The sequence below is a fragment of the Holophagales bacterium genome, from assembly GCA_016699405.1.
Classification (GTDB): Bacteria; Acidobacteriota; Thermoanaerobaculia; order Multivoradales; family JAGPDF01; genus JAAYLR01.
In genome coordinates, this window is the sequence record CP064972.1 from 827519 (window position 1) to 850008 (window position 22490).

Annotated in this window: 20 protein-coding genes and 1 tRNA gene; 10 read left to right on the forward strand and 11 right to left on the reverse strand. The window is 70.5% G+C overall.

Annotated features, from left to right (window positions below; genetic code table 11):
- Window positions 1-22: 22 nt before the first annotated feature.
- Window positions 23-1312, reverse strand: a complete 1290-nt coding sequence (locus IPJ17_03465; GenBank protein ID QQR74663.1) for an MFS transporter — start codon at window positions 1310-1312, stop codon at window positions 23-25.
- Window positions 1313-1440: 128 nt separating this feature from the next.
- Here IPJ17_03465 and IPJ17_03470 point away from each other — a divergent pair, with 128 nt between their 5' ends.
- Window positions 1441-3474: a transglutaminase domain-containing protein gene (locus tag IPJ17_03470; GenBank protein QQR74664.1), complete on the forward strand. Its 2034-nt coding sequence runs from the start codon at window positions 1441-1443 to the stop codon at window positions 3472-3474.
- On the opposite strand, the gene IPJ17_03475 is transcribed toward IPJ17_03470, so the two are convergent.
- The gene (locus IPJ17_03475; GenBank protein ID QQR74665.1) at window positions 3447-3950 is read right to left on the reverse strand and encodes a DinB family protein; all 504 of its coding nucleotides are present in this window, start codon (window positions 3948-3950) and stop codon (window positions 3447-3449) included. The genes IPJ17_03470 and IPJ17_03475 overlap by 28 nt on opposite strands.
- An 84-nt stretch (window positions 3951-4034) precedes the next feature.
- Between IPJ17_03475 and IPJ17_03480 the strand changes: the two genes are divergently transcribed.
- Together IPJ17_03480 and IPJ17_03485 are read left to right on the forward strand one after the other, a co-directional pair.
- A complete protein-coding gene (locus IPJ17_03480; protein QQR74666.1) occupies window positions 4035-5141 on the forward strand; it encodes a trypsin-like peptidase domain-containing protein in 1107 nt (368 codons plus the stop codon).
- A gap of 14 nt (window positions 5142-5155) precedes the next feature.
- The gene (locus tag IPJ17_03485) at window positions 5156-5488 is read left to right on the forward strand and encodes a lipid-A-disaccharide synthase N-terminal domain-containing protein (GenBank protein ID QQR74667.1); all 333 of its coding nucleotides are present in this window, start codon (window positions 5156-5158) and stop codon (window positions 5486-5488) included.
- A gap of 62 nt (window positions 5489-5550) precedes the next feature.
- Here the strand turns inward: IPJ17_03485 and IPJ17_03490 are convergent, their stop codons facing one another.
- Genes IPJ17_03490 through IPJ17_03500 form a run of 3 tightly spaced genes read right to left on the reverse strand, consistent with a single transcriptional unit; the run spans window position 5551 to window position 8265 of the window.
- Window positions 5551-6318, reverse strand: coding sequence for a 1-acyl-sn-glycerol-3-phosphate acyltransferase (locus tag IPJ17_03490; GenBank protein ID QQR74668.1), 768 nt, complete (start codon window positions 6316-6318; stop codon window positions 5551-5553).
- Window positions 6315-7385: a tRNA (adenosine(37)-N6)-threonylcarbamoyltransferase complex transferase subunit TsaD gene (gene tsaD / locus IPJ17_03495; protein QQR76077.1), complete on the reverse strand. Its 1071-nt coding sequence runs from the start codon at window positions 7383-7385 to the stop codon at window positions 6315-6317. The genes IPJ17_03490 and tsaD overlap by 4 nt, the downstream gene beginning before the upstream one ends.
- A gap of 55 nt (window positions 7386-7440) precedes the next feature.
- Window positions 7441-8265 (reverse strand): hypothetical protein, encoded by an 825-nt coding sequence (locus IPJ17_03500; GenBank protein ID QQR74669.1) that lies wholly within the window; start codon window positions 8263-8265, stop codon window positions 7441-7443.
- A 206-nt stretch (window positions 8266-8471) separates the two neighbouring features.
- Here IPJ17_03500 and IPJ17_03505 point away from each other — a divergent pair, with 206 nt between their 5' ends.
- Window positions 8472-9869 carry a tryptophanase gene (locus IPJ17_03505; protein ID QQR74670.1) on the forward strand — a complete coding sequence of 466 codons (1398 nt, stop codon included), beginning with the start codon at window positions 8472-8474 and terminating at the stop codon, window positions 9867-9869.
- Window positions 9870-9897: 28 nt separating this feature from the next.
- Here the strand turns inward: IPJ17_03505 and IPJ17_03510 are convergent, their stop codons facing one another.
- A complete protein-coding gene (locus tag IPJ17_03510; GenBank protein QQR74671.1) occupies window positions 9898-11259 on the reverse strand; it encodes a sigma-54-dependent Fis family transcriptional regulator in 1362 nt (453 codons plus the stop codon).
- Window positions 11252-12811 carry a HAMP domain-containing histidine kinase gene (locus tag IPJ17_03515; protein QQR74672.1) on the reverse strand — a complete coding sequence of 520 codons (1560 nt, stop codon included), beginning with the start codon at window positions 12809-12811 and terminating at the stop codon, window positions 11252-11254. The genes IPJ17_03510 and IPJ17_03515 overlap by 8 nt, the downstream gene beginning before the upstream one ends.
- Window positions 12812-12905: 94 nt before the next feature.
- Between IPJ17_03515 and IPJ17_03520 the strand changes: the two genes are divergently transcribed.
- The 5 genes from IPJ17_03520 (at window position 12906) to IPJ17_03540 (ending at window position 16466) form a co-directional block, all read left to right on the forward strand.
- The gene (locus IPJ17_03520) at window positions 12906-13913 is read left to right on the forward strand and encodes a type I glyceraldehyde-3-phosphate dehydrogenase (GenBank protein QQR74673.1); all 1008 of its coding nucleotides are present in this window, start codon (window positions 12906-12908) and stop codon (window positions 13911-13913) included.
- Between the two features lie 110 nt (window positions 13914-14023).
- On the forward strand, window positions 14024-15220 hold the full coding sequence (locus IPJ17_03525) for a phosphoglycerate kinase (GenBank protein ID QQR74674.1): 1197 nt from the start codon (window positions 14024-14026) through the stop codon (window positions 15218-15220).
- A 7-nt stretch (window positions 15221-15227) separates the two neighbouring features.
- Window positions 15228-16004 (forward strand): triose-phosphate isomerase, encoded by a 777-nt coding sequence (locus IPJ17_03530; protein ID QQR74675.1) that lies wholly within the window; start codon window positions 15228-15230, stop codon window positions 16002-16004.
- The gene (secG, locus tag IPJ17_03535; protein ID QQR74676.1) at window positions 16001-16309 is read left to right on the forward strand and encodes a preprotein translocase subunit SecG; all 309 of its coding nucleotides are present in this window, start codon (window positions 16001-16003) and stop codon (window positions 16307-16309) included. Before IPJ17_03530 ends, secG begins: the two co-directional genes overlap by 4 nt.
- Before the next feature lie 72 nt (window positions 16310-16381).
- Window positions 16382-16466 (forward strand) — tRNA-Leu (locus IPJ17_03540).
- A gap of 116 nt (window positions 16467-16582) precedes the next feature.
- Here the strand turns inward: IPJ17_03540 and IPJ17_03545 are convergent.
- Together IPJ17_03545 and IPJ17_03550 are read right to left on the reverse strand one after the other, a co-directional pair.
- Entirely contained in the window at window positions 16583-17152 is a 570-nt protein-coding gene (locus tag IPJ17_03545; GenBank protein QQR74677.1) for a peptidyl-prolyl cis-trans isomerase, read from the reverse strand.
- The gene (locus IPJ17_03550; protein ID QQR74678.1) at window positions 17149-17493 is read right to left on the reverse strand and encodes a DUF971 domain-containing protein; all 345 of its coding nucleotides are present in this window, start codon (window positions 17491-17493) and stop codon (window positions 17149-17151) included. The genes IPJ17_03545 and IPJ17_03550 overlap by 4 nt, the downstream gene beginning before the upstream one ends.
- Window positions 17494-17719: 226 nt before the next feature.
- On the opposite strand from IPJ17_03550, the gene IPJ17_03555 reads away from it, so the two are divergent.
- Complete coding sequence (locus tag IPJ17_03555; protein ID QQR74679.1) at window positions 17720-18370, forward strand: hypothetical protein; 651 nt, start codon at window positions 17720-17722, stop codon at window positions 18368-18370.
- Between the two features lie 56 nt (window positions 18371-18426).
- On the opposite strand, the gene IPJ17_03560 is transcribed toward IPJ17_03555, so the two are convergent.
- Both IPJ17_03560 and IPJ17_03565 read right to left on the reverse strand, forming a co-directional pair.
- Complete coding sequence (locus tag IPJ17_03560) at window positions 18427-20145, reverse strand: D-aminoacylase (protein QQR76078.1); 1719 nt, start codon at window positions 20143-20145, stop codon at window positions 18427-18429.
- Between the two features lie 53 nt (window positions 20146-20198).
- The gene (locus tag IPJ17_03565) at window positions 20199-22475 is read right to left on the reverse strand and encodes a diguanylate cyclase (GenBank protein ID QQR74680.1); all 2277 of its coding nucleotides are present in this window, start codon (window positions 22473-22475) and stop codon (window positions 20199-20201) included.
- Window positions 22476-22490 lie beyond the last annotated feature (15 nt).

The following is a 22490-nucleotide window of genomic DNA, read 5'->3' on the forward strand; positions in this document are numbered from 1 at the left end:
GACCGCCGCGCCGCAAGCGGCCTCAGGCCGAACGGCGCCGCACGACCAGGCGGTCGTAGAGCCACATGGCGGCGGTCGCCGCGAGCCCGATCGCGCCGACGACGTACCACATCGTCTGCGGTGCCGGCGCTCCGACCACGCCCTGCTTGAACGGGGTGACGTAGGTGGCGACCAGATGTCCGCCGAGCGCGCCGGCGACGAAGGTGCCGATGGCGATCGGCAGGAAGGCGAAGCCCATGTACGTCCCCACCTGATCCTTCGGCGCCAGATCGGCGACGTACTCGTAGTAGCGCGGCGCCTGCAGCCCCTCGCCGAGGGCGAAGATCATGATCGCTGCCACCGTCGCCCAGATCGTCGGGATCGACCCCATGAGGAACCAGGACACCGAAGCGAGAGCGAAGCCGAGCGTCATCGCGGTCAGCGGCTTGAGCTTCTTGGCGAGCGCGGTGATCGGCACGGTGATCAGGATGATCGTCCAGGCGTCGACCGTCTCGATGATCTCGAACTGCTCGAAGTGCAGCACGTCCCGCACGTAGAACGGCAGGGCGTAGAAGATCAGCCAGAACATCATCCAGAAGCCGGAGAAGATGACGAGGAAGCTCATGAACCGCAGGTTGCCGAAGACGAGCAACATGTCGGCGAGCACTTTGCCCATCGAGCGCGCCGGCGGCGCGTCGGCGGGTTGCGGCGGCTCCTTGTAGAAGAGCTGCGTCGCCACGACCAGCGCGAGGCTGGTGATCGAGGACATCACCAGCACGTAGGCGATGCCGAGGTTCTGCCGCACCTGCAGGGCGAGGATCGGACCGATCGCACCGCCGAAGTTCACCAGGGTGTAGTAGATCGAGTAGCCGAGCCCCTTGCTCGCCTCGGTCGTCGTGCGCGCCACCGTGCCGACGATCGACGGTTTGATCAACGAGCCGCCGATCGCGGTGACCACCAGGGCGAGCACCATGTAGGTGGTCGGCCCGAGGGCGTCGACGAGCGGCTTGCCCAGCGGCAGTCCGCCGAGGCCGATCAGCAGATAGCCGACGCAGAAGATCGAGAAGCAGGCGGTGAGGCTCTTCTTGAACCCGTAGCGGTCGACCACCGTGCCGGCGAGGATCGGCAGGAAGTAGAGCAGCGTGTTGAAGACGCTTCCCACCAGCCAGCCGGCTTTCTCCGGCCCGAGGCCGACCTGTTCGGCGACGTAGACGGCGAGAATCGCCTTGCTGCCGTAGTAGGCAAAGCGCTCGAACAGCTCGATGACGTTGGCGATCCAGAACGTCCGAGAAAAGCCGCTGCGAAGGGTGGCAAGACGGTCGGTGAGGCTCAAGGGTCCTCCTGGAGGGCGATGCGCGGCGATCCTCCCCGCAAAGACCTCTCCCGGTCAACCGCACACCGGTCTCCGGAATCACCGCCGGAGGCTCGCCGGAACGGCCCCGACCGCGAGAGGATCCGCCCATGTCGAGAACGCTCGCTCGCTGTCGCCCTCGAGGCACGACTCTCCGGTCGCTCGGCCTGGCCGGGTTCCTGCTGCTCGCCGCCGATCCGCGAACGGCAGCCGCGACCGGCACCCCGACCTCGGGAGCAGGCGCTCCCTCGTCCTGGTGGGGGCTGGTCCGACTCGGGAACACACCGGTCGGCTCGGTGGTCGAGCGACGCCGCCCCCTGCCGGACGGCGGGTTCGAGGCCACGAGCGAGCTGACGCTGGCGATCAACCGCGCCGGTACCCGCGTGGAGATGAACGCGACCGCGGTGACCCGCGAGGCGGCGACGGGGGAGCTCCTGTCGGCTCGTCTCGAGAGCCGCCTCTCGTCCCAGGTGTCGACCTTCGAGGCCGAACGGGTCGCGGGCGGGTTGCGACTGCGGTCCGGTTCGGGAAGCGACGCCCCGCTGCGCGAGCAGATCGTCCCGGTCGCCGGTTCGCTTCTCGGCCCCGAAGCCGTGCGGCGTCGCACACTCGCCGAGCTGCGCTCTCCCGGAGACACGATCGCCGTTCGCGAGCTCATCGCCGAGCTCGGCGGGGTCTATCTCGTCCGGCGCAAGCTCGTCGCGTTCGCGCCGCTCGCCGAGCCGCCGGGTGGGCGCACGGATCGACCCGCTCGAGGAACCCGCGAGATCGAAGAGACGACCGAGGGCGTCCCGGATGCCCGGCGACTCTGGCTGGACGAGGACGGAGAGCTGCTGCGCGAGCGCGAGCCGAGTCCGTTCGGCGACCTCGAGGTGGTGCGCACCTCGCGTGCCGAGGCCGAGGCGGCTCGCAGCGGAGGGCAGCTTCCCGAGGAGATCTACTCCCGCTCGCTCGCCCGGAGCAACGTCCGTCTGCCCTCGCCGCGCGGCACCGACCGGCTCCACTTCCGCCTGCTGCCGCTCGACCCCGCGGGCCCGGCGGTCGCCTGGCCGGACCTCGACGGCGGCAATCAGCGCGTCGTCGCCCGTCAGGCGGCCGCGATCGAGCTCGAGGTGAGGCGTCCGGCTCCTCCGGCTGGAGCAACGCCGGAGTCGACCGGGTTGGTCGATCCGCTCGCCGACGAGCTGGCGCCGAACGTCTGGATCGAGTCGGACGATCCGGAGGTCGTGCGGCTCGCCCGCACGATCGTCGCTGGCGAGCGGGATCGCTACCGCCAGGCGCTGGCGCTCACCGCCTGGGTTCATCGGGAGATGCACTTCGATCTCGGCATCGTCATGGCGCCGGCGTCGGAGCTCGTTCGCACCCGCCGTGGCACCTGCGCCGGATACGCGACGCTGCTCGCCGCGCTGTCTCGAGCGGTCGGGATCCCGGCACGCTTCGTCATGGGCAGCGTCTACCTGCTCGGGGCCTGGGGCGGGCATGCCTGGGTCGAGCTCGAGATCGGCGGCCGCTGGCTGCCGTTCGACGCGACGGTCTATTCACCGGGGATCGCCGACGCGGCGCGGATCGCCTATTCGCGCGACTCCCTGCGCCACGGGTTCGGCGGCGCCTCGCTCGCCGGCCTGTCGATCGTCGGGAAGGTCCGGGTCGAGGTGCTCGACGGCGACTTCGACGGGGTGAGGCGGGACTTCGCCGGAGCGCGCGCTCCGTCCTCGCTCGCCGCTGGTCGCTACGAGAATCCCGGCCTCGGACTGCGCCTGGTCGTGCCCGACGGCTTCGTTCCGTCCCACACCGAGGCGGTCTGGCCCGATCCGGTCCTGCTCGAGCTCGCCGACTCCCGGGGAACACGAGCCGTCCTGCGGGAGGGTGATCTCGATGGACGGAACGGGGCGAGCGTCGCCGCCACCGAGCTCGCCGCCCTCGGCGTCGGGGCGAATCCGGTGCGCCGCAGCCTCGGCGGCGCGCCGGCGCTCGTCGCGTTCGCCGCAGACCGAGCCGGGGCGGTCTGGGTGCGTGGAACCCAGGTGATCTCGCTGGTCGTTGAAGGGAGCTCCCCCGGCGAGCGGCTTGCCGCGCTCGCCGAAGGGATGGTCTGGAGAGACGCCCCGGAGAGCTCTCAGGCCTCGTCGGCCGACGGTCCGTAGAGCCCGGGGACCGGCACGTCGAGCAGGCGCAGGTAGACGGTGAGCTGGGCGCGATGGTGGACCAGGTGGTTGAACACCATGTTGCGCAGCACGGCGCCGCGCGGCATCGTGAAGTAGACCTGATCCCCGCCCTTGAGCGTCCAGGCCACGCCGAAGTCGGCGTCGGCTGCTGCCTCGAGGGCCGCCCGCGTCTCCTTGGCGGCGCGGTCGAGGTTGGCGACCAATCCGGCGGCGTCCGTGGCGATCGGCATCCGCATCACCTCGCCGTCCTTCGGCGAAAGGTCGAGCTCGGTGGTCCGCAGCGTCACGTGGCCCCACGAGACCAGGTTGGAGGTGTGGTTGGCGAGCTGCCCCAGGCTGAACGATTTCGGATGGGGGCGCCAGTCGAAATTGTCGGCAGGGATCCGCTCGAGCACTTTGCGGGTGCCGGCGACCTCGTGATCGAACTCGGGCAACAGGCTCTGGGCGATCGACATCGACTCTCTCTCCTTGCAGTGGTTCGTCGGGGAGGCGGATCCTAACCCTCTCGTGCTCCGACGCGCTGTTATGCTGGGTGTTCGATGGGCCGCGTCGTCTCTCGCCTGCTCCTCGTCGCCGTCCTGCTCACCCTGGGATTCGCCCTCGGCCGACGGGTCGGTGGCCACGCCGCCGAAGCCGGGCCGGCCCCCACCCCACCGCCGGCGGTCGAGGCGCGGGGCGACCTTGCCGCCGACGAGCAGGCGACCATCGCGCTCTTCCGCAACAGCTCGCCGTCGGTCGTCTACATCACCTCGCTTGCCGTGCGGCGGGATTTCCGGCTGAACGTCCTGGAGATCCCGCAGGGCGCCGGTTCGGGCTTCCTCTGGGACAGCGCCGGCCACGTGATCACCAACTTCCACGTCATCGAACACGCCGATGCCGCGCAGGTGACGCTCGCCGATCACTCCACCTGGGAGGCGCGCCTGGTCGGCGCAGCGCCCGAGAAGGACCTCGCCGTGTTGCGCATCGACGCCGGTGCCGAGCACTTGCGCCCGCTGCGCATCGGTCGCTCGAACGATCTGCAGGTCGGCCAGAAGGTCTTCGCCATCGGCAATCCGTTCGGCCTCGATCGCACGCTGACGACCGGGATCATCAGCGCGCTCGGGCGGGAGATCGATTCGGTTTCCGGCGTGCCGATTCGCGACGTCATCCAGACCGACGCGGCGATCAACCCCGGCAACTCCGGCGGACCGCTCCTCGACAGCTCCGGGAGCCTGATCGGTGTCAACACGGCGATCTACAGCCCGTCCGGGGCCTACGCCGGGATCGGTTTCGCCATTCCGGTCGACACGGTGCGTTGGGTAGTGCCCGACCTGATCCGGTACGGCAAGGTGCGGCGGCCGACCCTCGGCGTCCAGCTCGCCCCGGAAGGCGTGCGGCGCGAGTTGCGCCTCGAGGGGGCGCTGGTCATCGACGTGGTCGACGGGTCCGGGGCGGCGCGCGCCGGGATCGTGCCGACGCGGCGGGATCGATTCGGCCGTGTCGAGCTCGGCGACGTCATCGTGGCGGTCGGCGACGAGGCGGTGCGCTCGAGCGGCGATCTGCAGCTCGCGCTCGAGAAACGCCAGGTCGGCGAGAAGGTCCGCGTCTCGGTCGTCCGGGACGGCCGCCGCCGCGAGTTGCTCGTCGAGCTCGGCGAGGGTTCCTGACGGGAGGAAGACCGATGCAGGAAGGTGCGTTTCTCGAGCCGTGGCTCGGCCGGCTGCTGCCGCTGCTCTACGTCGACTCCGGCTGGTGGACGGCGTTCGGCCTCATCGGCAACGCGCTCTTCAGCTCCCGCTTCGTCATCCAGTGGTTGCACTCGGAGAAGAAGAAGGAGCTCGTCGTGCCGCCGATCTTCTGGCACCTCTCCTTCTGGGGAAGCGTCATCTCGCTCGTCTACGCCTTGCACGTCGACAAGCTGCCGATCATCCTCGGCTACGCCTTCCTCCCCGTGCTCTACGCCCGGAATCTCGTGCTCCTGCGCCGCGGCAAGACACCGCCGGCCAAGGGCTGAAGGCTCAGCCGGGAAACCTCCGTTCGGTTCGTCGCGGTAGAAGCGGACGAAGGTTTCCCGGCTCAGCGCTCGAGCTCGGCGAGCAGGCGGCGCACCGCCTCTTCCGCGCGCCGGGCGAGCTCGGCGCGCTGGTCGTGCGCCATCCCGGCGGTGGGGATCGGCTCGCCGATCGCCACCCGCACCCGGCCCGGACGAAAGCGGAAACCGCGCGGTGCCATGACCCGGCTCATCCCTTCGATCGCCACCGGCACGACCGGCACGCCGGCTTCGATCGCCGCGAGGAACCCACCATGCTTGAACGGCCGGAGCGTGCCGTCCGGGCTGCGCGTCCCCTCGGGGAAGGTGACGACGAGCTCCCCGCGGGCGAGCAGGGACGCCGCGACGCCGAGGCTGCGCAGCGCGGCCTGCCGGTCGTGGCGATCGACGAACACCATCCCCATCGCCGCGATGTACCAGCCGAGCAGCGGCACCCGGGCGAGCTCACGCTTGGCGACGAAGTGCAGTGCTCGCGGCACGACCTTGAACAGCACCGGAATGTCGAGGTAGGCGGAGTGGTTGGCGACGAGCAGGGCCCCGCCTGGCGCGCGTAGGCGTTCGACACCGCGCGCCTCCACCCAGACGGGACCGCTCGGCAGCAGCCCCGGCGCCCAGACGCGGCGGGCGAGCCAGAGCGACGCCCGCTTGCCGGCGAAGAGCGTCGCCAGGAAGGCCACGCTGATCCAGAAGGCCGTCCACCCGACGGTGAAGACGAACTGCACCAGGTTGACGACGCGCCAGAGCGCCTCCACCCCCAGGGCGCCCGGCTGCACCCGACTCTGCGGCTCGCTCACCGCGACGCCTCCAGACCGAGGATCGGGCGACGGCTCGCGGCGATCGCGGTGAGCGGATCGTCGGCAAGGCCGACGGCGTGCCGCCGTTGCGCGGCGTGAGCGATCATCGCCGCGTTGTCGCCCGAGAAGGGCAACGGCACCAGCCGCAGGGCGACGCCGTGCCGCTCGCACCATCCTGGCAACTCGCGGCGCAGCAGGCGATTGGCCGCCACGCCCCCGGAGACGGCGAGCAGCGGGATCGGTTGACGCCGATGCAGACGCTCGAGCCGGGAGAGCAACTGACCGACCGCCGCGGCCCGAAAGCCGGCGAGCAGGTCGAGCACCGGCGGCGGCAGCGGCGGCTCCTCGTCGAGCCGCGCGTCGACCGCAACGCCACGGTCGGCGAGCTTGCCGAGCGCCACGAGCGCCTGGGTCTTGAGCCCGGAGAAGGAGAAGAAGAGCTCGCCGCTTCCCGGCGACGCCACGGAGAGCGGCGCGGCGGCCGCGTCCCCGAGCTCGGCGAGGGCATCGACTCGCGGTCCCTGCGGATACGGAAGGCCGAGGCGCTTGCCGAGCTTGTCGAAAGCCTCGCCGATGGCATCGTCACGCGTCTCGGCGAGCAGACGCACCGACCCCTCGCCCACTTCGTAGAGCGACGTGTGCCCGCCCGAGACGATCAGGCCGACGAAGCGCTTGGGGAGCGCTTCGGCCGGCTCTCCCTCCGGGCGGAGAAACGGCGAGAAGAGATGCGCTTCGAGGTGATGGACGGCATGGAACGGACGGCCCAGGGCCCAGGCCGTCGCCTGACCGAACGAGAGACCGACGAGCAGCGCACCGACGAGGCCCGGACCGCTGGTGGCGGCGACGAGGTCGACATCGGCGAACGCCACGCCGGCGCGGGAAAAGGCCTCGCTCCGCACCGCCGGCCAGTTGTGCAGATGCTCGCGCGAGGCGATCTCGGGAACGACGCCGCCGTACGGGCGGTGCGCTGCAAGCTGGCTCGACACCACCGAGGCGAGCACGCGCCCGTCGGCATCGACGAGCGCGCAGGCGGTGTCGTCACAGGAGGTTTCGATGCCGAGCGCCAGGGGCCGTCGCACGACCGCGAAGCATAGCGTGCGCCGGCCCCGGGAGCCGCCGGCACTACTCCTTGGCGTCCTTCTGCTCTTTCTTGTCCTCGATGACCCGGACTTCGACCCGGCGCTTCCCACCGGCTTCGTCGCTCTGTTCGCGCAGGGCCTTGAGGACCTTGTCCCGCGTCGCGGCGTCGAGCTGCTTGAAGCTCGGCGAGGCCTGCAGACGCTCGATGACGCCGTCGATCATCGCACCGTGCATGTCGGGGCCACCGTGCATGACGAAGACCTCCTTGTCGCCGCCCGGTCCTCCGTCGCCTCGCATCCCGCGCTCCTCGACGTGGATCTCGCGGTGCGGCCCGCCATGCCCCATCCCCGCATGGTGTCCCCCGCCGTGGCGGCAGCACGAGCAGCCGCATCCCGGCCCCGGGCCGTCGTGCTCCATCCAGATCATCGGCTCGCCGCCCTCCCCATCGTGCCGGACCCTGCGCTCGACGATCCGGACCTCACCGTCATCGTCGGCGGCGAAGGCCATCGCGTGACCCTCACCGGCTACCGGAATGCGCATCTCCTTGCCCCCCGCCGCCTTGACGACGAGCTCGTCGCCCTGGCGCGTCACCGTCACCTTGCCGCCGTCGGCCGCGTTCGGCACGTCGCGTGTCTCGCCGTCCTTGAGCTCGCCGAGATTCTCGATCTCGACCTTCTGCTCACCCTTCGCGTCCTTGGTGACGAGGACGATCCGGGTCTTCTTCACCTCGTCCTTGCCGCCGTCCTTCGCCGCCAGGGGCGCCGTGTCGCTCGCCAGGGCGAGCAGGGGCAGGACGCCACCGACGAGCAAGGCTCCGGCGAACATCGCCAGGGCGTGGGTGCGGAATTGCAGTCGACCACTGGTCATGGGCTCTCTCTCCGTTCGCTGCCGGGGCGCTGAGCCGCCCCGGGACGAGGGCCTGAAGAGCAAGGGCGGTGCCAGCTCGAGCGGGCCGAGAGCGCGGAATCCGCTCCCCATCTGGAGAGATTCCACCCCATTCCGGGATCTCCCACCCGTCAGTGGGGCGACCGCGGAGCGTTCCGCGTCTAGACTCCGGGCGGGAGGTTTTGACCGTGAAAACCATCATCGAGCCGTTCCGGATCAAGGCCGTCGAGCCGATCCGTTTCACCACCGTCGACGAGCGGCGCGGGTTGATCGCCCGCGCCGGCTACAACCCGTTCCGCCTGCATGCCGAGGACGTGCTGATCGATCTGCTCACCGACTCCGGAACCTCGGCGATGAGCGCCGCCCAGTGGGCCGGCGTGATGCTGGGCGACGAGTCCTATGCCGGTGCGCGGAGCTTCTTCCGCTTCGAGGAGGCGGTGCGCAAGGTCTTCGGCTACAAGCACGTCATTCCGACGCACCAGGGGCGCGCCGCCGAGCGGCTGCTGTGCGCGGCAATCGTGCAACCCGGCCAGGTGGTCCCGGGCAACACGCACTTCGACACGACGCGCGCCAACATCGAGCATTCGCAGGCCACCGCGCTCGACCTGCCTTCGCCGGAAGCGCACGACCTCGAGAGCGACGCGCCGTTCAAGGGCAACATCGACCTCGACGAGCTCGAGGCCGCGCTGCTCCACCACGGTCGCGAGACGATTCCGTTCGTGCTCGTCACGGTCACCAACAACTCGCGGGGCGGCCAGCCGGTGTCGATGGCCAACCTGCGCGCCGCCCGCGAGCTTTGCGACCACTTCTCGGTGCCGTTGCTGATCGACGCTGCCCGCTTCGCCGAGAACGCCTACTTCATCAGGCTGCGCGAGCCGGGCTACGCCGACAAGAGCCCGTTCGACATCGCTCGCGAGATGTTCTCCCACGCCAGCGGGGCGATGATGAGCATGAAGAAGGACGCCTTCGGCAATATCGGCGGCGTCATCGCGCTCGACGACGACCGCTGGGCCGAGGCGCTGCGGACCAACCTGATCCTCACCGAAGGGTTCACCACCTACGGCGGGCTCGCCGGACGCGATCTCGAAGCGCTCGCCATCGGGCTCGAGGAGATCCTCGACGAGGACTACCTGCGCTATCGCATCGCCTCGACCGCCTATGTCGGACGGCACCTCGACGAGAACGGCGTGCCGGTGCTCAAGCCGTTCGGCGGCCACGCCATCTATCTCGACGCCCGGCGCTTCTGCCCGCACCTGCCCGACGAGCTGTTGCCCGGCTGGGCGCTCTCGGTGGCGATGTACGAGGAGCTCGGCGCGCGCGCCTGCGAGATCGGCAACGTGATGTTCGGCACTCCGGACCCGAAAACGGGCGTCTGGAGCTGGCCCGAGCTCGACCTCGTTCGGCTGGCGATCCCCCGCCGCGTCTACACGCAGAGCCACATGGACTACCTCGTCGAAGGGTTGGTCGAGCTCTACGGTCGGCGCGATTCGATCCGCGGGCTGCGTTTCGTCGAACGCCCGGAGGTGCTGCCGCACTTCTCGGCCACCTTCGCTCCAGCCGAGGTGGCCGTGGGGGTCCCGAAATAGGGAGATCGGTCCGGAAAGCGGGAGACGATCAGTCGCCGTCGAGCCCGAACTTCTCGAGGCGATAGAGAAACGCCTTGTAGGGCAGGTCGAGCAGCCGCGCGGCTCGCGCGCGATTGCCCTGGGCGAGATCGAGCGCCTGCCGCAGGCAGTCCTTCTCGTGCTCTTCCCAGGCGAGACCGGTCGGCGGCAGGCGGAAGCCGCCGTCTCCCGGGGGCCGGCCGGCGAGCTCCGGCGGAAGGTCTTCGGCCCGGATGCGGCCGTCTTCGGCCAGCAGGACGAGTCGCTCCACGACATTGGCAAGCTCCCGGGCATTGCCCGGCCAGGCGTGTTCGAGCAGGCGGCGCATCACGGTCGGCGGGAGGGCCGCCACCGGGATTCCATGGCGTCGCGCCGCCCGCTCCGCGAAGTGCCGGGCAAGCAACGGCACGTCCTCGCGCCGTTCGCGCAGCGGCGGCAGGGCGAGCGGCACCACGTTGAGCCGGTAGAAGAGATCCTGGCGGAACCTGCCGGCCGCCGCGTCCGCGGCGAGGTCGCGGTTGGTCGCCGCGATCAGTCGCGGCGCCGCCGGCACCTCGTGGTGACCGCCGAGCCGTTGGACTCGCCCTTCCTGCAGCGCTCGCAGGAGCTTCGGTTGCAGCGGCAACGGCAGCTCCCCGACCTCGTCGAGGAAGAGCGTCCCCTCGTGCGCCTGCTCGAACCGCCCGGGGCGCATCCGATCCGCCCCGGTGAAGGCGCCCTTCTCGACGCCGAAGAACTCGGACTCGAGCAGGTTCTCCGGCACTGCGGCGCAGTTGACCGCGACGAACGGTGCGGTCCGGCGGCGGGAGAGGGCATGCAAGGCGCGGGCGACGAGCTCCTTGCCGGTGCCGCTCTCCCCGGTGAGCAGGATCGTCGCGTCGGTCGCCGCCAGGCGCTCGACCTGGCGGAAGAGCTTCTGCATCGCCGGCGCCCGACCCAGCAGGTCGACCAGCCGATCGCGATCGGCCACCTCCTCGACGAGCCGGCGGTTCTCTGCCGCCAGACGGCGGGCGCGCAAGGCCCGCTCGAGCGCGAGCAGCAGCGCCTGGCGCTCGAACGGCTTCGGCAGGTAGTCGTCCGCTCCCGCCCGCACCGCCTCGACCGCATGGGCGATGGTGCCGTACGCCGTCACCATGACGACGGCGGTCTCCGGGTCGCGCTCCTTGACCTCGGCGAGCAGCGAGAGCCCGTCGCGACCCGGGAGCTTCCAGTCGGAGAGCACGAGATCGACCGGTGCGCGCGCGAGCTCTGCCGAAGCCGCCTCCGCCGAGAGACAACCGCGCACGAGGTAGCCCGCGCCGACAAGGAGCGCCGACACGAGCTCGAGCTGATCGGCCTCGTCCTCGACGACCAGGATCCGCTCGTCAGCCATGGGGTGCCTCCTCGCGCTCGCCGAGCTCGAGCCGCGCTCGCGTGCCGCCCCCCTCTCGCGGCTCGAGGGAGAGGCTCCCGCGATACCGGCCGGTGGCCACCCGGTGGGCGAGGTAGAGCCCCATGCCGGCGCCGTGCGGCTTGGTGGTCAGGTGTGGGGTGAAGAGTCGCGCTCGGATCTCCTCGGCCACTCCGGCGCCCTCGTCGAGCACCTCCACGCGGACCCGCCCCGCCGCCGCGGAGAGCCGCACCGTCACCACGGCTCCGTCGGGGCTGGCGTCGACCGCGTTGACCACCAGGGCCTGGACGACGGCCCGCAGCTCGGCGGTGAGCGCGCGCAGCGGCGGAACCGGCTCGACGGCCTCCACCACGACTCGCACGCGCCCACGGGCATCCTGCAGCGCTTCGAGCGCGACTTCACGTGCGAGGACCGACAGGTCGACCTCGTCCTCTCCGCCGCCGACGCCCGAGCTGGCCAAGGCCAGGAACGAGCGCAGCGCGCCGTCGATCCGCTGGATCTGGCGCCGGGCGGTCTCGACGAGCGGCGTCGGGTCGCTCCCCGGCGCCGCCCTCGCCCCCAGCTCCTCGAGCGAGAGGCCGAGCGCGTTGAGCGGATTGCGCAACGAGTGGGCGAGACCGCGGGCGACGTCGCCGAGCTCGCCGAGTTGGCGGCGGTCCTGCAGCCGGCGATTGTCGCGGTCGAGCTCGACGAGGCGCTCCGACATGCGATTGAACGAGGCGATCACCTGGCCCACCTCGTCCTGCCGCTGGGTGGTGACTTCGACGCCCAGCTCACCCTCACCGACCCGGCGCGCCGCGGTGGCGAGCTCGGCGAGCGGCCGGGTCAGCCGTCGGGTCACCCACGCGGTGGCCAGGAGCCCCAGTCCGAGAATGGCGAGCGAGCCGACGAGCAGGCGCGAACCGAAAGCCTCGAGGGTCGAGCTCACCTCGGCGTGCGGGATCGGAATCGCCCGCTCGAGCTGCGGGCCACGCACGAAGAGCATGTCGGCCTCGGGTGGAGAGTCGACGACCATCCGGTGGATCTCCCGGGTGACGGTCGAACCGTCCTGTCGCCGCTCGGTGACGATCGTTCCAGAACCCGGGTGACCGGCGAGGGTGCGCATCTCCACCTCGACCTTGTCCTTCTCGCGCGTCCGGTCGGCAGGTCCCGGCGCCGGGTCGTGCTCGTGCGCGTGCCGCCAAGCCGTTTCCTCGTGGACGACCCAGCGGAGTCTCCCCTTTTCGGCAGGTCCGGACGGGTCGGTCCCCGCGGCACGGCGGTCGGCTCCCCCTTCGGCTCGCGGCGCGGTCCCCGTCTCGGGCGAACCCGCCAGCACCAGCACGCGGGTCTCGTGCCCCGACGCCGGCGGCATTTCGTCGTCCCCCGAACGAAGCTCGAATCCCGAGAGGATCTCGTTGCCAACCCGCACCGCCACGGTGCGCACGTTCTCGGTCAGGCGCGCGGCGAGCGACCGCACCAACATCGCCTGGGCAACCAGGACGAGCGAGAGGAGGCCGGCGACGAGGAGAAAGAAGCGGAGGCGCAGGGTCATGGCGGTTCGGGGTTCGGCTCGTCGGGTTCGCGGCTGCCCGCTCGGCCGGTCATCGACAGAGCAAGGGTCATGCCGCCTGATAGATTCTCTCCCGATGGCTCTCCGCGTCGGCATCAATGGTCTCGGCCGGATCGGCCGCGCTCTCGTTCGCGTCCTCCGACAGCATCCCGGGATCACCCTGGCGGCGGTCAACGACCCCGCTCCGCCGCGCCAGATCGCCCGGCTGCTGCGTCACGACACCGTCCACGGAACCTACCCGGGCGAGATCGGCTGGGAGGAGGCCGGGCTGCGGATCGACGGCCGCTTCGTGCCCCAGAGCCGGGCGCTGAGCCCGGAGGAGATCGACTGGGAGGCCCACGGCGTCGAGGTCGTCGTCGAAGCGACCGGACGCTTCCGGCGGCGCGAGCTCGCCGCCACCCACTTGCGTGGCAGCGTCCGGCGGGTCGTCGTCTCGGCGACGGTGCCCGACGCCGACGCGACGTTCTGTGTCGGCATCAACGACCGGACTTTCGACCCCGGCCGCCACCACGTCGTCTCGAACGCCTCCTGCACCACCAACTGTCTCGCCCCGCTGCTCCTGGTCCTCGATCGCCATTTCGGTGTCGACCATGCGCTGATGAACACGGTCCATTGCGTGACCAACAGCCAGAACCTGGTCGACATGACGCATGTCGACCCGCGTCGGGCGCGGGCGGCGATCGCCAACATCATCCCGACCACCTCGGACGCCATCGCGTCGATCGGCTCGGTTATGCCCGCGATGGCCGGCAAGGTCGAGGGGCTGGCGATGCGCGTGCCGATCGTGGCCGGGTCGCTCGTCGATCTCGCGGTCACCCTCCGCCGGGGCACCACGCGCGACGAGGTCGCCGACGCCTTCCGCCAGGCCGCCCGCGGCGACCTGGCCCCGATTCTCGGCGTCGAGGAGGAGGAGCTCGTCTCCTCGGACTTCATCGGCGAGACGCGATCGGCGGTGGTCGACTTGCCGCTGCTGCAGGCGGCCGGCGATCGCCTCTTCCGCGTCGTCGCCTGGTACGACAACGAGTACGGCTACACCCACCGCCTGGCCGAGCTCCTCGGCCTGATTCTCGCCCGCGGCGGCTGAGACGCGGCACCGACCGCCCTCCACCCCCACCCGATCGGCCGGGGAGCGGCGTCGTGACGGGGTCTACAATCGGCTGGACTCTCTCGATCGCCTCCGGCAAGGAGCCCCTCATGACCCGCATGCTCACGCTCGAAGATCTCGATCTCGGCTCGCTCGACGGCGTTCCGGTGCTCGTCCGCGTCGATTTCAACGTCCCGATGAAGGAGGGCCGGGTGCTCGACGACACCCGCCTCGTCGAAGCGTTGCCGACCCTCCGCGAGCTCGTCGCCGCCGGCGCCAAGCTGCTGCTCTGCTCGCACTGCGGCCGGCCGAAGGGCGAACGGAACCTGAAGTACAGCCTTCGCCCGGCGGCCGAGCGGCTCGGCGAGCTGCTCGGCAAGCCGGTGGCCTTTGCCGAAGACTGCCTCGGCGAGCCGGTGGCGCGTGTCGTCGCCGAGCTTCCCGCCGGCGGCGTCGCGGTGCTGGAGAACCTGCGGTTCTATCCCGGGGAGGAGAAGAACGACCCGGAGTTCGCCCGCGCCCTCGCCGCACCGGCACGCGCCTACGTCGATGACGCCTTCGGCTCGGCGCACCGCGCCCACGCTTCGGTGACCGGGGTGCTTCCCCACCTGCCACGGAAGGCAGCGGGGCGGCTGATGGTGCGCGAGGTCGAGGCGCTCGGACGCCTGCTCGGCGAGCCGGATCGCCCCTTCGCCGCCATCCTCGGCGGAGCCAAGATCGAAGGGAAGATCGACACGCTGGAGAACCTCCTGCCGCGCCTCGACATCCTGATGGTCGGCGGCGGCATGGCGAACACCTTCCTGGCTGCCCAGGGCCACGACCTAAAGGCCTCGCTGGTGGAGCGGGAGCGGCTCGACCTGGCGCGCCAGATTCTCGCCCGGGCCACCGAGCGCGGCATCGAGATGCTCCTGCCGGTCGATCTCGTCGTCACCGACAGCTTCGACAACCCGCAACGAATTGAGACCGTGACCGCGAGCGCGGTTCCCGACGGCATGCTCGCCGTCGACGTCGGTCCCGAGACGCGGCGGCGCTTCGCTGCCGCCGTCGGCCAGGCCCGCACCCTCTTCTGGAATGGACCGCTCGGCGTCTTCGAGAAACCGCCCTTCGACGCGGGAACGCGCGCGGTCGCCGAGGCGCTGGCGAGCTGTCCGGGCTTCACCGTCATCGGTGGCGGGGAGACCGTCGCGGCAGCGCATCAGGCCGGGGTCGCCGGCCGCCTGGGCCACGTTTCGACCGGCGGGGGCGCATCGCTCGAGTTCCTCGCCGGGCGTGAGCTGCCCGGTGTCGCTGCCCTGGTGAAGGGCTGAGGTCGCCATGCCGCGCCGCCCGATCGCCGCTGCCAATTGGAAGATGCACCTGCTGCGCGCCGAGGTCGCGGCCTGGGGTCGCGCGGTCCTCGGCGGCATCCCGGTTCCCGACCCGCGGGTCGAGGTCGTCGTGTTTCCCTCCTTCACGCTCCTGCCGGCCGCCGCAGACGCCTTCGCCGAGGGCCCGGTAGCGTTCGGCGCGCAGGATCTCCATCCCGAGGAAAAGGGCGCCCACACCGGAGACGTCTCCCCGCTCCAACTCGCCGAGCTGGGCTGTTGCTGGGCCCTTTGCGGGCACAGCGAGCGGCGGCGTGACCACGGCGAAAGCGACGAGCTGGTCGGCAAGAAGGTCGCCGCCGCACTTCGCCACGGCATGCAGCCGCTGCTCTGCGTCGGCGAGACGCGCGAAGAACGGCGCGCCGGCGAGACCTTTGCCGTCCTCGCCCGGCAGCTCGCCGCCGGGTTGGCAAGCCGCCCGGCGACGTTCTGCCTGGCCTACGAACCGGTCTGGGCAATCGGTACCGGGGAGACGGCGACCCCGGAGATCGCCGGCGAGGCCCACGCCTTCCTGCGCACCGAGCTGGAGCGCCTGGGTTACCCTTCCGGGGCCCTGCGGATCCTCTACGGCGGGTCGGTCACCCCGGAGAATGCGGCCTCGCTGATCGCCCAGCCGGAGATCGACGGCTTCCTCGTCGGCGGGGCCAGCCTTGACCCGGGGAAATTCCTCGCTATCATTGCCGCTTGCGGTTTCGCCGCCCCGACTGACGAGGACCCCCCCAAGTGATCTATCTGCTCTATGTGATTCACGTCGTCATCTGCGTCTTTCTCATCCTGGTCGTGCTGCTCCAACAGGGCAAGGGGGCCGATCTATCGGTCTTCGGCGGTGGCGGCTCGATGGCCACCTTCGGAGCCCGCGGCGCCACGACCCTGCTGCACCGGCTGACTGTCGGCTCGTTCGTGGCCTTCATCCTGACGACGCTGGGGATCGCGATCCTGCAGGGCAAGCAGCACCGCTCGTCCGTGATGGCTGGCGCGCCGACGGCGCAGACCGCCCCCGCGACGACCCCGACCGCGACGCCGGCCCCCTGACGGTCGTCCGGGGAGGGTGGCAGAGTCGCGCGGCTCTGGTAGACTTTCGCGGTTGTTCGCTGGTTCTTTGAAGCCGAAGTGGCGGAATTGGTAGACGCGCACGTTTGAGGGGCGTGTGGGGCAACCCGTGCCGGTTCGAGTCCGGCCTTCGGCACCATCCCTCCCGAGCCATCCAGAGCCCTTCGCGGGGTTCTCGCGAAACGACGAAGCCCTCCTCACGGAGGGCTTCGCTGCTTCTGGCGGCATCTCGCCGCCGCCGGGGGTTCCCGTCGCCTACGGCTGAACCGTCGCCTTGGTGATCACCACCGGCTCGATGGGGACGTTCTGGAAGGGACCCTTGTTGCCGGTCGGCACCTTGGCGATGGCGTCGACCGTCTCCATTCCCGAGACCACCTTGCCGAACACCGCGTAGCCCCAACCCTGGGCGCTCTTGGCCGTGTGGTTCAGGAAGGCGTTGTCCACGACGTTGATGAAGAACTGGGCCGAGGCGCTGTGGGGGTCGTTCGTGCGGGCCATGGCCACCGTCCCGCGCGCGTTGCGCAGGCCATTGTCGGCCTCGTTCTGGATCGACGCACGCGTCGGCTTCTGGGCCATGTCGGCGGTGAACCCGCCACCCTGGACCATGAAGCCTGGGATCACCCGGTGGAAGACCGTCCCGTCGTAGTGACCGTCCCGGACGTACTTGACGAAGTTCTCGACGGTCTGCGGGGCCTTCGCCGCGTCGAGCTCGAGGACGATCGCGCCCTTGGTGGTCTCGAGCTTGACCTTGACGGGTCCGGCGGGCTTGGCGGGAGCAGGGGTTTCGGCCATCAGCGTGGCGAGCAGGAACAGCACGGGGCTCATGACGGTTCTTCCTCCGGGCGTGGGACCGACGAGGCGCGGCAGGCCGGACAGGGGCAGAGCGCGCGCAGCAGGTCGAATCGGTAGATCCCGGTCGCGTGGCCGTCCGACCAGCGGAACGACAGGGCGTAATGCCCTACCTGTTCGATCCGCAGCAGGTCGACCGGCGATCGGGGCGGGTGAAATTCGAGACGCGCGGGGGCGTGCCCTTGACAGCCGGCACAGGGGCAGTAGCCGCGCAGGTGATCGTACTCGTAGGCGGCAGCGTGGCCGTCGTTCCAGACGATCAGCAGCCGGCGTTCGAGGGGGAGGCGGCGGACTTCGACGGGGGTCGGTTGGCTCATCGGCTCGACGCTTCTCGCCAGATGGCGGCGTCGGCGCGATCATAGACTCGCCGGGCGGCGCCGCGACAGTCGCTGCGGCGAAACGGGGACGGCACCGTCTCCACCTCAGGACCTTCCGAGCGCGAAACGCCCCCAGAACCCCGGCATCGGATTTGCGTTTAAAGACTCTGGACCGCCGCTCGATGGCGGCCGATTCGATTCCAGGTCCCGTGGAAGGAGGACTCTCGTGAAACTCAAGACCCTTGCTCTCGCCGCGCTGGCGCTCGCTCTCGTCCCCGCCGTGGCTGGTGCCGCCGGCACCGGCTACCGCTTCGAGCTGACACCGCGCATCGGCTACAACTTCGGCGGCACCCTCGACGGCCAAGACACGTTCCAGTTCAACACCGATCTGGAGGCCAAGGACAGCCCGTCCTACGGCGTCTCCTTCGACATCCCGCTGTCGCGGAATCTGCAGATCGAGCTGTTGGCCAGCCGGCAGTCGACCGAGCTGCGCTTCGACGAGGGGCTGTTCGGACCGAACTTCGCCGTCGCCGACTTCGACGTCTCCTACTACCATGTCGGTCTGCTCTGGCAGGGGCATTCCGGACGGGTCAGCCCCTTCTTCGTCGCCAGCCTCGGCGTCGGCGAGCTCGACCCGAAGATTGCCGGTGCGTCGAGCGAAACCCGGCTCTCGACCAGCCTGGGTGGCGGTGTGAAGGTCTTCTTCGACGACCAGGAGCACGTCGGCCTGCGGCTCGAGGGGCGCGGTTTCTGGACCGACCTTTCCGACAACAACCACTGGCACAACGACAACCACGACTGGTGGGACGACGACTACACCTACGGCAACGACTTCACCCAGGGGCAGGTGTCGGCGGGATTGATCATCGCCTGGTGATCCCGGCGCCACACCGACGCTTCACGGGGCGGGCCGATCCAGGGCCCGCCCTTTCGCTATTCCCCCCCCTCGACGACCCGCTCCGCGCCACTCCGCCGACGGCGCGAGCCCCCCGGTTGGGCGCCGGGCCCACGCAGGGCTCTCCCGGGGCGTGCCGTGGTGATCCTCCCCTCGTCGACCACCAGGACGCCGTTGACCGCGACGAACGGCACTCCGGCGCTGTAGTGCAGCGGGCTCTCGTAGGTCGCCCGGGAGGCGATCGTCGCCGGGTCGAAGGCGACCAGGTCGGCCGCCATGCCCGGCCGGATCAGGCCGCGGTCGGCAAGCCGCAGGCGCGAGGCGGGAAGCGAGGTCATCTTGCGGATCGCCTCTTCGAGGGTCAGCAGGTTCTCCTCCCGGACGTAGTGGCCGAGGATCCGCGGCGCCGAGCCGAAAGCCCGCGGGTGGACGCGCTGGCGGGAGAAGGGTCCGTCTTCCGCCCGCGCCCCCGAATCGGTGCAGAAGGCGACGAGCGGATGGCGAAGGGCGGCACGCACGTCCTCTTCGCTCATCCCGAAGGTGACGCGCGCGGTCTGGCCGCGATCGGCGATCACCAGATCGACGAGGGCGTCGAACGGATCGACGCCGCGCTCCGCCGCGATCGCCGCCAGCGTCATCCCCTGATACCGCTCGAGCTCCGCCGTCAGGACCCCGGTGATCAGGATGCGCTCGGCGCCCGCCGGCCAGTCGGCGGCATCGGCGCGACGCAGGAACTCTGCGCGGGCGCGCTCTCGCTGGGCGGGATCGGCGAGCCGGGCCAGCATCGCCTCGGTGCCGCCTTCGAGAACCCACGCCGGCAGGCTCGCGGACAGCTGATTGGAGCTCGCCGCCCACGGGTACTGATCGGCTCCGACGTCGAGTCCGGCGGCGCGCGCCCGTTCGATCTTGGCCAGAAGCTCCGGCATGCGCCCCCAGCTCGCCCGACCGGACGCTTTCAGGTGGAAGATCTCTGTCGGGATGCCGGCCTCCCGCGCGATGCGAAAGACCTCCTCGAGACTGGCGTCGAGTCCGACCGATCCATCGGCGCCCTCGTCGCGTTGATGGGTCGCGTAGATGCCGCCGTAGCGGGCCGCCACCTTCGCCAGGGCGATCAGCTCCTCGGTCGACGCGAAGCGGTCCGGGACGTAAATGAGCGCACTCGACAGGCCGAGCGCTCCCTCTTCCATCGCCCGGGCGACGGCGGCCTCCATCGCCGCAAGCTCGGTCGGCGTTGCCGCACGGTCGTCTCGCCCGACGATCATCTCGCGCAGCCCGCCGGCGCCGACGAACGTCCCCAGGTTGATCGCACTTCCCCGGCGCTCGAGCTCGGCGAAGTAGCCGGCGAGCGTCGTGAAGGTGGGGCGGTAACCGTAGCGTTCGTAGGTCTCTCGCCCGGCTTCGAGCATCCGGGCGTCGAGCGGCGCGATGGAGCTTCCTTCGCCGGTGATCTCCGTAGTGACTCCCTGGGTGATCTTGCTGGCCGCCCGGCCGTCGACGAGCACGTTGTACTCGGACTGCCCCATCAGGTCGATGAACCCCGGAGCGACGACCAGTCCCCGAACGTCGATTCGGCGGCGAGCCGGCGAGCGCTGGAGAGAGCCGACCGCCACGATGCGACCGTCGGCGACGCAGACATCGGCGCGGAACCAGGGCGCACCGGTTCCGTCGACGACCCGCCCCCCGGCGAAGAGGAGGTCGCATCGCGGGGACGGGGGCGCGTGCCGGGTGGTCGCGGCAACCGACGGGGTGGCGAGCAGGCTTGCCAGGAGGATCCCGGCAGGAATGGCGGCACGACGTCGCCTGAGGCGAATCACGCGACGACCGCGGCGGGCTCGATCCGGTTCCGCCCTTCCGCCTTGGCTCGATAGAGCGCCCGGTCGGCCTCGACGAGCAGATCCCGGGCGCTCTTGAGGCCCGGTCGCTCGGCATCCGGCACGGAGGCGAGGCCGATCGAGGTGGTGACGCCGAGCACCTCGCCGTCTTCGAGCTCGATCTGCAGCTCCTCGACGACTTCGCGGAGCTTCTCGGCAACCGCGCTCGCGCCGGTCAGGTCGGTTTCGGGAAGCACGACGAGAAACTCCTCGCCGCCGAACCGGCCGACCGTGTCGGTGGCGCGGAGGGCGAGGGCCACGGCCTGGGCCGTCCGCTTCAGCACGAGATCGCCGACGAGGTGACCATGACGGTCGTTGATCGACTTGAAGTGGTCGAGATCGGCGAGGGCGATCGACAGCGGCCGGCGGTAGCGCGCTGCGCGCTGCAGCTCGCGCTCGAGCTGGTCGAGGATCGCCTCGCGTCGCAAGAGGCCGGTCAGCCCCTCGTAGGTTGCCGACTCGAAGAGCCGGGCGTTCTCGAAGACCGTCGCCACATGATGTCCGAGCAGCGACAGGAGCTCGAGCTCTTCGGCCGTGTAGGGCCGGCCGTCGGTCTTCTCGCCGAGCAGCAGCAGCCCCACCATCGTCTCCTGCGAGATGAGCGGCACGGCGAGCTCGGCACCGAGTCGCCGCAGCCGTTGGGCCATCGTCGCACTCCGCGCCGCCGGCAGGCTGGCGACCAGCGGCCGCGCCGAACGGCGCAGCATCTGGATGCCGGCATCGTCCGGCGCGAGCAGGAACGACTGGTCGAACTGCTCCTCGAGGTCGAAGGCCGTCGAGGCGAGGGTGACCATGTGCCCGGTCTCGGGCGTGGCGAGCAAGAGCGTCGCCGTGCGCACGTCGAAGATCTCCGGCAGCCGGCCGACCAGGTGCTGCCCCATCAACGGCAACTTGCCGCGGGCCGGGAGGCCGGAGGCGAGGTCGACCAGGCGCTGCCGCAGAGCCGTGCGCTCCGGGAAGAACCGGCGGTCGATCAGCCGCTGCAGGGACTGACGCAGGGGCGCGAACATCAGTCCGAGCAGCAGCGTTGCCCCCGAGACGACCCAGAGCGAGTCGCGGGTGCCGCCGACCAGGTGGGAGAAGAGCGCTCCGCCGGCGCCGAGCACGGCGTAGAAGACGAGCAGCAGGGTCGAGGTGAGCGCCGTGTAGAGGAGGCTGCGACGGACCACCAACTCGATGTCGAAGAGCCGGTAGCGGTAGATGGCGATGAAAACGGCGATCGGATAGGGCAGGACCAGCAGCGGCCAGTTGTCGAGCCAATCCCAACGCGCGATGCCGGCGAGGTCGAACACGAGGCCGATCAGCACCGACGCGACCCAGGGGAGGATGCCGAGGAAGACGAGGCCGGCCTGCTGCCGCCGCCGCGGCTCCGCGTGGGTGAGCATCGCGTGGCCGAGAAGCATCGCGACGGCGAGTGCCCACACCGGGAATCCGGCCTGATAGAGGACGGCCTGCGCCTGCTCGGCGCTCCACGGCAGGGCCTCGACCCCGAGGCCTTCGAGGAGCTGGGTCCCCGCGACGCCGAAGCCGAAGGCGAGCCCGACGGCATAGTAGAGACGGATCAGCCAGGGACGACGGCGGATCCACTCGGGACGATCGGGCAGCACCGAGGCCAGGTGAAGCTCGAGGCCGAACTGAACGCCGTTGATCAGCTGCTGCAGGGTCAGGCTGATCAAGGCGATCGTCGGGCTGCCGATCAGGCCGGTCGGCAGGGCGAACTCGAACGCCACAGCCAGCGAGAAGAGCTGCAAGAGGAGGGCGCGGATGTCGCCCTCCGGCTGCCGGGCGACGAGCCCGGCGAGCGCGAGGTAGGCGGCAAGGATCAGCACCACCATCGCGACCGGCCCCCACTCGAACGGGGTCCCCGGCGTCACGGGGAGGACTTGCGGACCCGCTTCGCGCCCGACCGCGAACGTGACCGGAACTCCCTCGGCGAACTCCGAAGCGATCTCGTCGTAGGTCGTGCGGCCCGCGAGGGGCCGGCCGGCAATCGAGAGGATGCGGTCGCCACCCTTCAGGCCGGCGCGGTCGGCCGGCAGGCCAGGGGTCACCGCGGTGACGACCACGGCGCCGTCGCGGGTCTCCATCGAGATCCCCACCCGCCGCGCGGCACTTCCCCGGTCTTCCCAGAGCTGCAACAGGAAGAGGGCGGCGACGACGGCCGCTCCGAGGAGGAAACGGAGCTTGGGGACAGCGGGAAACGCGCGGGCACGCATCGGCGGCGTTCGCTA